Genomic DNA, 14497 nt, shown 5'->3' with positions numbered 1-14497 from the left:
TTAATTTTAAAGTGTAAAGTTAGTTATTTTTTTATGCTAACAAAATATTTTAAGTTTATCTAATAATTGTACATTTGCCAATCGTATTACAAATATTAGACCAAAAATGAGTTTAGCATCAAAATATAATCCTAAAGAAACGGAAACTAAATGGTATAACTATTGGATGGAAAACAATTATTTTCATTCAACTCCTAATGATAAAAAACCTTATACTATTGTAATTCCACCGCCAAATGTTACCGGTGTTTTACATATGGGGCATATGCTTAATAATACAATACAAGATGTATTAATTAGGAGAGCAAGGTTAAAAGGGTTTAATGCGTGTTGGGTTCCTGGTACAGACCATGCTTCCATAGCTACAGAAGCAAAAGTAGTTGCAAAACTAAAAGAAGAAGGTATTGAAAAAAAGGATTTAACTCGTGAAGATTTTTTGAAGCATGCTTGGGATTGGACACATAAACACGGAGGAATTATACTTGAACAACTTAAAAAATTAGGTGCATCTTGTGATTGGGAACGAACTAAGTTTACCATGGATGAAACTATGAATCAATCTGTAACTAAAGTTTTTATTGATTTATATAATAAAGGATTGATTTATAGAGGTTACAGAATGGTAAATTGGGATCCTTCAGCTAAAACTACTTTATCGGATGAAGAAGTTATTTACGAAGAAAAACCAGGAAATTTATATTATGTAAATTATAAAATTGAAGGGACAAATGACGTTTTAACTATTGCTACAACACGTCCAGAAACTATTTTAGGAGATTCTGCAATTTGTATTAATCCTAATGATGAGCGCTTTGCACATTTGAGAGGTAAAAAAGCTATTGTTCCAATTGCCAATCGTATAATTCCAATAATTGAAGATGAATATGTAGATGTGGATTTTGGAACAGGTTGTTTAAAAGTAACTCCAGCGCATGATCCTAATGATAAAATTTTGGGAGAAAAACATCAATTAGAAGTTATTGATATTTTTAATGATGATGCTACACTAAACTCTTTTGGATTACATTATCAAGGAAAAGATAGATTTGTTGTTCGAAAAGAGATTACAAAAGAACTAGAAAACATTGGTGCTTTATTAAAAGTAGAACCTTATATGCATAAAGTTGGAACTTCTGAAAGAACTAAAGTTGTTATTGAACCAAAAATTTCAGCACAATGGTTTTTAAAAATGGAAGAAATAGTAAAACCAGCTTTAAAGGCCGTTTTGGAAGACGAAGAAATTAAATTTTTCCCAAAACATTATAACAATACTTACCGTCATTGGTTAGAAAATATTAGAGATTGGAATATTTCTCGTCAACTTTGGTGGGGACACCAAATACCTGCTTATTTTTATGGGGATGGAGTAAACGATTTTGTAGTTGCTAGTTCTAAAGAAGAAGCTGTTAAATTAGCTTCTGAAAAGTTAGGAAAAGAAATTTCTGTGGAAAGTATAAGTCAAGATCCAGATGCTTTAGATACTTGGTTTTCATCTTGGTTATGGCCAATTTCTGTTTTTGATGGAATAAATAATCCAGATAATGAGGAGATTGAATATTACTATCCAACCAACGATTTAGTTACTGCGCCTGATATTATTTTCTTTTGGGTAGCTCGTATGATTTTTGCTGGTTATGAATTTAGAAATGAAAAACCATTTAGTAATGTTTACTTTACAGGAATTGTTCGTGATAAAAAGCGAAGAAAAATGTCTAAATCACTCGGTAATTCACCTGATCCAATTGAGTTAATGAATAAATATGGAGCAGATGGAGTTAGAGTAGGAATGTTATTAAGTTCAGCTGCTGGAAATGATTTGCTATTTGATGAAGAATTGTGTGCTCAAGGACGTAATTTTTCTAATAAAATTTGGAATTCGTTTAGATTGATAAAAGGTTGGGAAGTAGCAGATATACCACAACCAAAAAGTGCAAAAATAGCTATTGATTGGTATAAAGCAAAATTTCAAAAAGTACAAAAAGAAGTAGAAAGTTCTTTTGATCAATATAGAATTAGTGAGGCTTTAATGAATATTTACAAACTAATTTGGGAGGATTTTTCTTCTTGGTTTTTAGAAATGGTTAAGCCAACATATCAACAACCAATTGATTCAGAGACTTTTAATGCAGTAATTGAGTTACTCGAAAATAATTTAAAAGTATTGCATCCATTTATGCCATTTATTTCTGAAGAAATTTGGCAGAATATTGAAGATAGAAAACCAAATGAGGCTTTAATTATTGCAGAGTATCCAAAATATACTACTGTAGATGAAACTTTAGTAAAAGAGTTTAGTTTTACAAAAGAAGTTATTTCTGAAATTAGAGCAATTAGAAAAGATAAAAACATTTCCTTTAAAGAAGAGATAGAAGTTTTTGTTTTAAATAATGAAAACGTTAGCCAAAAATTTGATTCTATTATCGAAAAAATGGGTAATCTTTCAACTTTTAAAACCGTTTCTGAAAAAATAGATGGCGCATTAAGTTTTAGAGTAAAATCTAACGAATATTTTATTCCTATTAACGTAGCAATTGATGTTGAAGAAGAAAAAGCTAAATTATTAGAGGAATTAAAATATACAGAAGGTTTTTTAATTTCGGTTCAAAAAAAGTTAAGTAATGAGAGGTTTGTAAATAATGCACCAGAACAAGTTATTATAAATGAGCGAAAAAAAGAGGCGGATGCTTTAGCTAAAATTGAAACTTTAAAAGCAAGTTTAAGTAATTTGTAGAGTAATTGGATGATTTTCAGTTGCTTTATTGATTACATGAAACATGTTGTGAAGAATAATTAGATGTTTTTTAGCTAACCTGTTCTCCGTTTTTTAAATTTTCAGAAGTGGTTTGCAGTAATACAATTTCATTTTTAGAATTTGCTATTCCTAATACTAAACACTCACTTAAAAAATTTACAATTTGTTTTTTCTTAAAGTTAATAATTGCAATAACTTGTTTGTGTAACAATTCTTCTTTTGTATATAAATCTGTTATTTGAGCACTTGATTTTTTTATACCAATTGTTCCAAAATCAATAGTTAATTTGTAAGCTGATTTTTTTGCTTTTGGAAAATTTTCGATTTCTATAATAGTTCCAATTCTAAAATCTACTTTACTAAAATCTTCAAAAGTAATTTCTTGTTTCATTTTAATTATCGTGTACAATAAATTCAGTTCTTCTATTAACTGCATGCTCGGCTTGGGTACATTTTACACCGTTTTTGCATTTATTTAGTATTTCAGTCTCTCCGTACCCTTTTCCAAAAACACGGGTTGAATCAATTCCTTTTGAAATGATATAATTAATAGTAGCTTTCGCTCTTTTATTAGAAAGTTTCATATTATAATCATCTGGGGCACGGCTGTCGGTATGTGATTTAACTTCTAAACGAATGTTTGGATATTTATTTAAAATATCAACTACTCTGTTTAGTTCAATAGCAGCATCTTTTCTAATATTTGATTTATCCAAATCAAAATAAATTGGTTTGGTATTTATCATTTTTTGCTTTCTTACAATAACAAATTCTGTATTTGGTTGTAAAAATAGTTTATGATTCACAATTTTTCCATCTACGGAATTGGTTATGATGCTTGCAACATCATCATAATAATTTTTTTGCGAAGCAACTATTCTATATGGAGTAGAACATTTTCCGTAATAACTAAATTTAGCTTCGGTATCCAATTTTAAGGAATCTATTAAAGTATTGTTTTTAAACAGTTTTACAGTAGCACTTGGTAAAAGTTCTTTTGTTTTTTTATTTAAAATTTGCCCGGTAATTAATTGATTACAAGTTAAAGGAGCTAATAGTAATGTTTGGGTAATTTTAATTTTATTTTCAACGGTTGTTTTAAATTTGTATTCTGTAGGAATGAATCCTTTTTTAGAGGCTTTTATGGTATAATTTTGACTACAATCTAAATCAAATTGATATTTATATCCTTTTCTAATGAATTGTTTATCTATGAATACATTATTTTTATACAAAGATACTTCAACAGAATCCAGCATTTTTTTAGTTAATTTATTGAAAAATAATCCTGAAATTAATTGATTACATTCTAGCCCATTTAAGGCAATAGTTTTCTTTAAATTAGAGCTAGATTTACTACTAAAATCAACTGCTACATCTTCATAATTATTTTTAGATGCTTTAATAGAATAGCTTTGGTTACACTCCAATTTAAATTTAAAAGGATTGGATGTTGTATTAATTTCTTTTACTATTAATTTATCATCTTTAAATAAAGTTACTTCAACAGAATCTAACTTTTTTCCAGTTTTTTCATCTATAAAGTTTGCTGTTATGTAGGAATTACAAACAACATTTTTTGGTTTAAATGCGTAAATATCAACATCACCTTTACCATTTTCACGGCTTGAAGTAAAAAAACCGGAGTTAGATGTTTTATTTATTACAAAGGCAAAATCGTCTGCTTTTGAATTTATAGGAGATGGTAAATCAATTGGTTCTTGGTATTTTCCATCTTTAAATTCACTTTTATAAATATCTAAACCTCCTTTACCTTTATGTCCATAAGAAGAAAAATATAGGTTATTATCTTTATCCACAAAAGGAAACATTTCATGTTTGTCGGTGTTAATTTTTGGACCTAAATTTTTTGGCCAGCCAATAGAACCATTTTTGTAGATTGTAGATACATATAAGTCTAAACCACCATAACCGCCTTCCATATTACTGGAAAAAAATAATTTAGTACCATCTCTACTAACCTCAGGATTTTTAATAGAATAGTTTTTACTATTAAAAGGCATTGGTGTAACGTTGGTTAATTTATAGTTTTCATCAATATTTGCTCTAAATAGATATAAAGGCTTTCTATCGTTCATGTCTTTTCTTAGAATATCATCATAATAGTTATTCCAAACAAAATATATAGTTTTTAAGTCGGGAGAAAAAGTAACATCACATTCAAAAAATTTATTATAAACTTCTTTTGAAAAAGTATTGGTTTGTATAATATCTCCTTTATCGGTAATTTTTCCTTCGTATAATTCTAAAAATAACTGTCTGTTGTTTTTTCGTCTATTCTTTAAAAAAGGTTTGTCATTTTTTACTTTTTTAGAAGAGGCGTAAAGAATAGTATTATTTTTAAGATAGGTAACTCCTAATTCAGCATATTTAGAATTTATAGAAGTGTTAAAAACTTCGTAATTGGATTCTTGTGCAATTAAACTAAAATTTAAAAATAAAAATAAAAGTAGTAATCTTAAATTCATACGGCAGCTCTTTTTATTAATAGTTTTTCAAAAACCCAAGCAGGGCCAATTAATAAAAATTGTAAATCTTTAAAAAAGGATGGTTTTTTACCTTCTAATTTGTGCCCATAAAACTGACCTACCCAAGCAACTACAAATAAAATTATGGAAGTAGGTAATAAGGGAACTAATTCTCCTAAAAAATAATTTCCAACTAAACAAACTATGGAAAATGTTAGCATTTTAACAAAAATATTAAAAGATAATCTAATATAAAATATAAGTAGAATAAGAAGAACTAAGGCTGCCCAATTTTCAATAAAAGGATTATGAATATTTAAAGTAGTAGAAATTATATCTGAATTTATACTCATAAATAATCCGACAATACTAAAAAATATTACTGGCACACAAATAAAATGAATTTGTTGGTTAGTTTTATTTTGATGACTTTCTGCATACTCATCAAACCATTGGTTTAGTGATTTCATTTAGTGTGGTTTAATTTTTTTGAAAGTATAATATTACGAAAATTCCTATGAAATTAATAATAAAATTTAAATCGATTTTTAAATAGATTTATAACCATTTTTTTCTTTTAAAATAGACAAGCATGCCAACAGCAATACTAAGCATAACAGCCAACATGATAAAATAACTATATTTATAATGAAGCTCAGGAAGTATATCAAAATTTGTTCCGTAAATACCAGCTATAAAAGTAAGAGGAATAAAAATAACGGAAAAAACAGTTAGAAATTTCATAATATCATTCAGCCTAGTGCTCATTGTAGTATGATAAATATTTAGCTGGTCGGATAAAATTTCACGGTAATTATCTGTAGCTTCAACTGCGTGATTTATGTTATTTAGCAATTCTTTAAAATGTATTTCTGAACTTTCTGCAATTAAATCTGAATCTAGTTTTGATAAGGTTAAAATCATTTCTTTTGCAGGATTGATATTTTTCCTCAAAAAATTTAATTCTTTTTTATAGGTATTAATTTCATCAATTACACTTTGATTTGGATCATTAATAAGCTTTTCTTCTAAATCTTCTATTTTATCACCAAATTCACTAATCATAAAAATATAATTATCTACTACAATATCAAGTAAGGCAAAGGCAAGATAATCTATTCCAGAATTTCTAATTCTTTTTTTTTGATCTCTAATACGGGTTCTAACAGGTTCAAAAACGTCTCCTTTTTTTTCTTGAAAAGAGATAAGTACTTTTTCGGTTATTACTAGACTTAAATTCTCAACAATTATATCATTTGTTTGCTCATTTTGTTGCAACATTTTTATACTAATTAAAATACAATTAGAATGTTCAACCACTTTAGGTCTTGCTAAAGTATCCATAACATTAGCTAAAATTAAAGTGTCTAAATTAAAGCCGTTAGCAATTTCCTTCATTATTTTTTCGTTATGAAGGCCGTCAATATTAAACCAAGTTACTGTATTTTTGTGCTGATATTTTAAAACTTCTTGCACAGTTTTTATAGCAGATTCTTCTAAATTGTTTTCATCAAAATCTATAATTCGTAATAAAACATTTTCTAATTTTTTTTGACCTCTAAAATATAAAGCATCTGGACCGATACCTATTTCTTTTTTTTGCTTTTTAATAAGTTTAGACATAGTGTAATCGCTAAAGTATTGAGTTAAAGAAATAAAATTTGTAGAAATATAAGTGTTTAAGCTATTTCTTTTCCAACCTTTTAATATTTCTTTTAGCTCTTTTATTTCCAGAATCTAATGCTAAAGATTTTTTATAATTATTAATGGCATTTATAGTATCTCCACTTTTCATATAAGCTTCGCCTAAGCTATCATAAACATTAGAACTATTAGGATATAATGCTACATTAATACTAAAAATTTGAATTGCTTTTTCAAAGTTTTTATTACGTAATTCCTTATAACCAAATGAATTAAAATTACTTTCTTTTATTGCACTGTCTAAAGAATCCTTTTTCTGAATAGCTAAATATCCTTGTAAAGCTTTACTATATTCCGCATTTTTTAAATATTCACTTGGGATTTTTTCATCTTCCTCAAGTTTTTTATAGTTATAAATTATCGCTTTTTCTTTTTCTTTAGGAACTAAAACAATGTATTCTTTTCCATCTGAAGGATTTGTTAAAAACTGAATTTTTTCATTCATTTCTTTTACAAAAAAAGTGTCGTCATTTACTTTTAAAGGTTTAATTTCTGTGGCACCTCTCCATTTTAAAAATAAAACGTTCTCTTTAAAATAAACTTCAATTAATTCGTCGGAATTATACAGATAACGTCCAGTAGTTTTTTTAATAAAAGATTCGCTGTTTTTTGGATTATTACAGCCGATAATAATAAGCGATACAATAATTAGGGAAAGAATACTTTTTAATTTCATAAAATTAACTATTTAAGTAAAAGTAAAAAAAAATCGTCTAAACTTTAAATTTAGACGATTTTAAAAAGTATTAGTTACTTTATTTATTTTACATCCATTAACTCAACATCAAAAACTAAAATAGCATTTGGAGGAATAACTCCACCAGCACCTTGACTTCCGTATGCTAAATTTGATGGAATTACAAATCGAGCTTTATCACCAACTTTTAATAACTGAATTCCTTCATCCCAACCAGGAATAACTTGACCAATTCCTAAAGTAAAGTCTATTGGTTGTTTTCTAGAATATGAAGAATCAAAAACTTGTCCATTATCTAATTGGCCTTTGTAATGTACAGAAACCACACTTCCTTTAGTTGCTTTTTTTCCATTACCTTCTTGAATTATTTTATATCGTAAACCACTTACCGTTTCGTTATATCCTTCTGAAAGTTTATTTAAAGCTTCTTGTTGTGCTTTTTTTGCTTCTGCTTCTCTTTTTTCGCGAGCTCCTTCAAAAACTCTAAATGCTTCTATTGCATTAAAATTTTCAGCAGCTTCACCAACTCTAATAATTTCAATAGATTCAATTAAATCGTCTTGAGCAATAGCATCAACAACATCTTGTCCTTCAACCACATTTCCAAAAACGGTATGCTTATTATCTAACCAAGGAGTAGCAACATGAGTAATAAAAAATTGACTTCCGTTTGAAGCAGGTCCAGAATTTGCCATAGATAAAACTCCTGGTCCACTATGTTTTAAATCAGGATGAAATTCATCGTCAAAATTGTAACCTGGAGAACCGGTACCAGTACCAAGTGGGCAACCACCTTGAATCATAAAATCAGGAATTACTCTGTGAAATTTTAATCCATCATAATAAGGTGTTCCTTGTGGTTTTGCTGTATTTTCTAAATTACCCTCTGCTAAAGCAACAAAGTTACCAACAGTTCCAGGTGTTTTTTCTAACTCTAAGTTTACTAAAATTTCTCCTTTCGAAGTATTAAATTTTGCGTATAATCCGTTATTCATTTTCTATATTTTTATAATAATTGCAAAGATACGTACTTAAATTTTATACAAAAATTATATAGTTACTTATTCAATTTTTTCAAAATTATTTCAATAGCTTTATTTAATTGTGGATGTTTTTTATTTAAACGATCTTTAAAATTTTTACCAACATATACATCTGGATGCACACCTACAGACTCTAAATCTTTACCATCCAAAGTATAGCATCCCCATGAAGGTAAACGATAGTATGAACCATCAATTAGTTGTTTTCCAGAAGTAAATATAATCCATCTATACGTTTCCGTTCCAACAATAGTTCCTAATTTAAGTGCTTGGAAGCCAGCAGCAGTCATTTCAGCATCAGAGAGAGATTGCTCATTAACTAACAAGACGATAGGTTTATCTCCATAATTAAAGTTTGGTTGTCCTGTAATTTTACCTCCACGATATTTCCAATTTAAATATTTTTTTTGACTTAAAAATTGAAGTACTGCATCATGAACATTTCCACCTGTATTATATCGTAAATCAAGAATTAATCCATCTTTACTGGCTTCATTACTAACTAAATCTTCTTTGAATTTTATTAATTCATCTTGTGTCATATTTTTCATATGTACATATGCAATTTGATTGTTAGATTTTAAATCAACATAATTTTGATTATTTTCTTGCCATTCATCGTATAATAAATTCCGAATAGTAGTGTATGGAGAAGGATGAATATTAACGTTAAAATCAGAGCCATTTCTTTCAAAAGTTAAAGTAATTTCACTTTCGCGTGGAAATTTCGCATCACTATTTAAAATAGGAGTTGAAAAATATAATTCTCTATTTGTCTTTTTATCAATTGAAACACCATTAACAGCTATTAATTTATCTCCTTTTCGAATGTTTTTACCTGTAATATCTGTAGGCCCATTTTTAATAATTCTATCAACTATAAATGGTTTGTTGTTGTTAAATAGAATTCCAGTTCCTAATGTCGTGGTTTTGTAATATGTGTTTTCCTCTTCTCCATTTGAGTAAAATCCATAATGAGAAGTATTTAATTCACCAAGCATGTCATTAAAAATTAATCGTAAATTAGCACGACTTGTAACAAAAGGAAGATATTTAGCATACTCATCTCTCAGTTTTTGCCAATTTTGACCATGAAAATTTCCATCATAATAATTTTCATCCATTCCGGCCCAAGCTTCGTAAAACATTTGAGAAAATTCTTTTTTAAGTGATTTGTTAAAGTTATAATTAATCTCAATTTCTTTTAATTTATTAGAAGCTATATCAATTGTATTAATTTTTCCATCAATAAGAATATAGTTGTTTCTCTTACAAGCCACTAGTTGATACCCTCTAATTGTTTTATTGCTGATTTGTTCTGTTTTATTTTTTTTAAATGGCTCAATAGTAGTTTTCCATAATTGTGTTTTTCCCTCACTATGATTAGAAAGGTAAATAATATATGTTTTTTTATCTTTTTTTAAAACGATTGGATTTTCTTGTTGACCAAAATCTGGACTAATTCTTTTTAAGCGATTCATTAATCCATTTTTGTTTATTTTTATTAAAGGTTTTATCACTTTATCATTTTTAGTAGTGTCTTTTTCCTTAAACAAATCATTATACTTATCTATTTTAAAAGGAGCTTCATACTTATCTAAAGCCATCTGATAAATTTTAGAATTATTTGTGCCAAGAGGATAACTAGGATTCAATCTATCTGATGAGAAATAGATATATTTTCCATCTGGAGACCAAATAGGAGAATTTTCTGAAACTTTTGTATTAGTTAAGTTAAGAATACTTTTGGTTGTAATATTATAAACAAAAATATCAGTTTCAAAATCTCTGTAGGCGTTATACATAATATATTTATCATCAGGTGAAAAGTAAGGATTTGAATTATCAAGTGCCCAAAGTTCATCTTTTATGATTACGTTACTTTTAAAAGTGTTTAAATCTATAATACTAATATTATTTCTACCACTAATATAAACTCCTTTTGTACGGTCGCTATTTAAAGTAAGTTTACGATTATTCATTAACGTATTGGTTAGCTGTTTTTCTTTAGAAGAGCCTTCAGCACTAATATAAAACCAATTATAGAACCCTTTTGTAGACTCAGAATATACTAAGGATATATTATTTTTTAACCATTTAACTTCGTGTACCGCTTCATTTGAATTTGTTTCAATTTCTCTAATAAATTTTCCTTTTATATCAGAAACAAATAATTTTCCTCTAGAAACGAAAGCTATTTTTTTTTCGTCAGGTGAAATGTCAAAAAATGTGATTTTACCTTTTACATTATATAATTGTTTTTCATTAAGAGTATTGTTTTTAAAAATATGAATATCAGGAGTAGTTGTTTTTCCACTTAAAACATCGTAAACATGAATTTTATAATCTTTTCTAAAAACAATTTTGTCTCCATTAGCACTTACTTTAGGCCACATAATTGAAGTTGAAAAGTTTGTAAGTTGCTTTTTTTTGCCATTAGCCGTTATTGTATATAAATTGTATTCTCCATTAGCTTCATCAGACATAAAATAGAACTTACCATTTTTATCAACTGTTACACCAAAATCTTTTCCTCGATAAGTTGTATATTTTTTATATTCTTTTGTTTTTAAGTTGTAGGATTTTATATCTGGGTTATAGTCGCCTTTGTAACGTTTTCTATTCGCAAAACGTCCACTTTCCCATGATTCATTAAAATAAATTTCATTGGTTAATGGATTTTCAACAACATTCTGTATTGTATTAAAATAATTACTAAATAATCTTATAGGTGTTCCGCCATTTTTGTTAATACTATAGGTAGTTATTGAATTATATCTATTAGAAGTGAAATATATTTTAGAGTTGTCCCAACTCCATGAAGTTACATTATCATTACTTTCAAGAAATGTTAATTGTTTGATTTCACCTCCTTTAAGAGGCATAATATAGACATCATTGTTCCCGTATTGATTACTAGTGAAAGCTAACCATTCTCCATTTGGAGATACACTTGGGTTTGTTTCTTCACCATCCATTGCAGTTAATCTGTAGGCATTACCCCCAATTGTTGGTACCTTCCATAAATCACCTTCATAACTAAAAATAATAGTTTTGGCATCAGGTGTTAAAGTTTGATTCATGGTGAAATATGTTTTTTTTGATTGAGAAAAAACAATAGAAGTAAGAAAAATTAATAGTATACTTAATACATTTTTAAAGGAATTCATATTAAAAAGTTTAATTTAAAAATTGATTTTAATTTAAGAAATAAAGATAATTATTTGATTAAGAAATCCTTATATTCTATGTAAAAAAAAATCCGCCTATTGGCGGATTTGATATTTTAAATTTTTAATTAATCAACAGTAGCAACAATGTTGGTTTGTGAGGTAGTTGTCTGTTGAATTTGAGTGGCATCACTAGTTAATCCACATCCTTTTTTTGTTGATTTACAGGAGCTTAACAACAATAAAAATAAAGCTACTTTTAAGAAATTAAAAATATAATTTTTCATTTATAATTAGTTTGATCTTTTAAAGATAACGAAATTATTTTATAATTATTTTATGAAACTAATTTGTCTAATGTATATTTTATTAATTTTTCTACAGATGCTCCAGGATTATTACTAAAATTACCAGTAGCTCTATTTGCAATAATACAATTCATAGAGCAGGCATGATGACCTAATAATTTTGATAAACCATAGATAACGGAAGTTTCCATTTCTAAATTGGTAATTTTCACCCCATTAAATTCAAAATTGTCAATTTTATGATTTAATTCAGGATCTTGAATAGGTAATCGTAAAACACGACCTTGAGGTCCGTAAAAACCTATTGCAGTTGCAGTAACTCCTTTAAAAGTTAAATCGCTTTCTAATTTAGCTTCTAATTCACTACTGTTAGATACAATGTAAGGTCTTGCTTTTTTTGAACTCCAATTGGTATGCTTTATAAAAGCATCTTCAAAATCAGAATTAAAAATATGTTCAGCATCATAAGAATGTAACACTCCATCAAAACCTAATCCAAATTTTGCTAAAACAAAGCTATCTACCGGAATATAATTTTGTAAAGAACCAGAAGTTCCAATTCTAACAATATTTAACTTTGTTAATTCTTTTTTTATGGTTCTGGTTTCTAAATCTATATTTACTAAAGCGTCTAATTCATTTACAACAATATCAATATTATCAGGTCCAATCCCTGTAGATAATACGGTTATTTTTGTTCCTTTATACGTTCCTGTAATAGTTCTAAACTCTCTTTTTTGAGTCTCAAATTCAATAGAGTCAAAGTGTTTTGCAACTTTTGGCACTCTATTTTGATCACCTACAAAAATTATATTTGTAGCAATATTTTCTGGTTTTAAATTTAAGTGATACACACTTCCGTCAGGGTTCAGAATTAATTCTGATGATTGTATTTTACTCATAATTAGCCGCCTACGCGTTTTACATTATATCCTTCTTTGGTTAGGATTTCTATTATTTTATTTCTGTAATTACCTTGAATAATAATTTCATTATCTTTTACACTTCCTCCAACTCCACATTTAGTTTTTAGCAATTTTCCAAGAGTTTTTAAATCTTGTTCAGTACCAATAAAACCACTAATTACGGTAACTGTTTTACCGGCTCTTCCTTTGTTAGAAAAATGTGCTTCTAAGTATTGATTTTTGGGTGCTAAAGTTTTAGTTTCTACTTTTTTTTCTAATTCAAAATTAGCATCGGTAGAAAATACAAATCCTCCTAAATCTTCAAGGCTATTTAGTTTCTTTTTACTCATTTTTTTCAAAAAAATACCTACAAAAATATGAAAACTATATCCAAATAACTTCTTTTTTATAAAAAACTGTAAAGGTGTAGATATTTAGTTTAAGGTTAATTATTGAAAAATTTTACTGTAGATATTACATTAAACCAAGTTCGCGTAATCTTTCATTTAAAAATTCACCAGCAGTAATATCATCATATGCTTTTGGGTGTTCATTATCAATGCATTCTAAAAGGCAATTTAATGACATTTCACTAACAGGATGTGTGAAAAACGGAATAGAATAACGTGGTTTATTCCAATCTTCTTTTGGTGGATTTACAACTCGGTGTATAGTAGAGCGCAATTTATTATTAGTTAATCGTTCTAACATATCGCCAACATTTATAACTAATTGTTCCGGTAATGCAGTAACAGCTATCCATTCTCCTTGTTTATTTTGAACTTCTAATCCTGATGCTGAAGCACCCATTAATAAAGTTATTAAATTAATATCACCGTGGGCTGCAGCTCTAACAGCTCCTTTTGGTTCCCCAACTATTGGAGGGTAATGAATTGGACGTAGTATGCTGTTTCCATTAGTTACGTATTTATCAAAATAAAATTCATCTAAACCAATATATAATGCTAAAGCACGTAAAACATATATTGCAGTTTTTTCTAACATTTTATAAGTTTCCATTCCTGTTTTGTTAAAATTTGGAACTTCATTTACAATAACATTATCAGGATATTCTTCTTTTAGTTTGTCATTATTAACAACTTCTTGACCAAAATGCCAGAATTCTTTTAAATCACCTTCTGTTCTTCCTTTAGCACTTTCTTTTCCAAAAGAAGTATAACCTCTTTGGCCGCCAATTCCTTCAATTTCATATTTTTGTTTGACAGCGTTTGGTAAATCAAAAAAATTCTTTACTTCTTTATATAAGTTTTCAGATAATTCATCAGTTAAAAAATGACCTTTTAGAGCAACAAAACCAATTTCTTCATAGGCTTCGCCAATTTCTTTTATAAACTTTTGCTTTCTTTTTTCATCGTTAGATAAAAAGTCAGATAAATCTACAGAGGGTATATTTTTCATTTTTTTAATT

12 protein-coding genes are annotated in these 14497 nt (G+C 27.7%); 1 reads left to right on the top strand and 11 read right to left on the bottom strand.

What is annotated here, in order from left to right:
- The first annotated feature begins 106 nt into the window (after positions 1-106).
- Complete coding sequence (locus R3342_RS01915; RefSeq protein WP_318937973.1) at positions 107-2731, top strand: valine--tRNA ligase; 2625 nt, start codon at positions 107-109, stop codon at positions 2729-2731.
- Between the two features lie 70 nt (positions 2732-2801).
- On the opposite strand, the gene R3342_RS01910 is transcribed toward R3342_RS01915, so the two are convergent.
- The 11 genes from R3342_RS01910 to R3342_RS01860 form a co-directional block, all read right to left on the bottom strand.
- Positions 2802-3143 (bottom strand): tRNA-binding protein, encoded by a 342-nt coding sequence (locus tag R3342_RS01910; RefSeq protein WP_318937972.1) that lies wholly within the window; start codon positions 3141-3143, stop codon positions 2802-2804.
- 1 nt (position 3144) lies between these two features.
- Positions 3145-5241 (bottom strand): OmpA family protein, encoded by a 2097-nt coding sequence (locus tag R3342_RS01905; RefSeq protein WP_318937971.1) that lies wholly within the window; start codon positions 5239-5241, stop codon positions 3145-3147.
- Positions 5238-5711 (bottom strand): DUF962 domain-containing protein, encoded by a 474-nt coding sequence (locus tag R3342_RS01900; RefSeq protein WP_318937970.1) that lies wholly within the window; start codon positions 5709-5711, stop codon positions 5238-5240. Before R3342_RS01900 ends, R3342_RS01905 begins: the two co-directional genes overlap by 4 nt.
- Positions 5712-5799: 88 nt before the next feature.
- On the bottom strand, positions 5800-6864 hold the full coding sequence (corA, locus tag R3342_RS01895) for a magnesium/cobalt transporter CorA (protein WP_318937969.1): 1065 nt from the start codon (positions 6862-6864) through the stop codon (positions 5800-5802).
- Positions 6865-6925: 61 nt separating this feature from the next.
- Entirely contained in the window at positions 6926-7621 is a 696-nt protein-coding gene (locus R3342_RS01890; protein ID WP_318937968.1) for a hypothetical protein, read from the bottom strand.
- An 83-nt stretch (positions 7622-7704) separates the two neighbouring features.
- Positions 7705-8637 (bottom strand): peptidylprolyl isomerase, encoded by a 933-nt coding sequence (locus R3342_RS01885; RefSeq protein ID WP_318937967.1) that lies wholly within the window; start codon positions 8635-8637, stop codon positions 7705-7707.
- A 62-nt stretch (positions 8638-8699) separates the two neighbouring features.
- Positions 8700-11768, bottom strand: coding sequence for a S41 family peptidase (locus R3342_RS01880; protein WP_318937966.1), 3069 nt, complete (start codon positions 11766-11768; stop codon positions 8700-8702).
- Between the two features lie 215 nt (positions 11769-11983).
- Entirely contained in the window at positions 11984-12142 is a 159-nt protein-coding gene (locus R3342_RS01875) for a hypothetical protein (RefSeq protein ID WP_318937965.1), read from the bottom strand.
- A gap of 50 nt (positions 12143-12192) precedes the next feature.
- Entirely contained in the window at positions 12193-13065 is an 873-nt protein-coding gene (locus R3342_RS01870) for a nucleoside phosphorylase (protein WP_318937964.1), read from the bottom strand.
- A 2-nt stretch (positions 13066-13067) separates the two neighbouring features.
- Positions 13068-13418 (bottom strand): translation initiation factor, encoded by a 351-nt coding sequence (locus R3342_RS01865; RefSeq protein WP_318937963.1) that lies wholly within the window; start codon positions 13416-13418, stop codon positions 13068-13070.
- A gap of 124 nt (positions 13419-13542) precedes the next feature.
- Entirely contained in the window at positions 13543-14487 is a 945-nt protein-coding gene (locus R3342_RS01860; RefSeq protein ID WP_318937962.1) for an isopenicillin N synthase family dioxygenase, read from the bottom strand.
- Between the last annotated feature and the right edge of the window lie 10 nt (positions 14488-14497).

This window comes from Lutibacter sp., assembly GCF_033723435.1.
In the GTDB taxonomy this organism is placed as follows: domain Bacteria; phylum Bacteroidota; class Bacteroidia; order Flavobacteriales; family Flavobacteriaceae; genus Lutibacter.
Note: the sequence above shows the minus strand (reverse complement) of the source record. Positions and strands in the feature narration are given on the sequence as shown.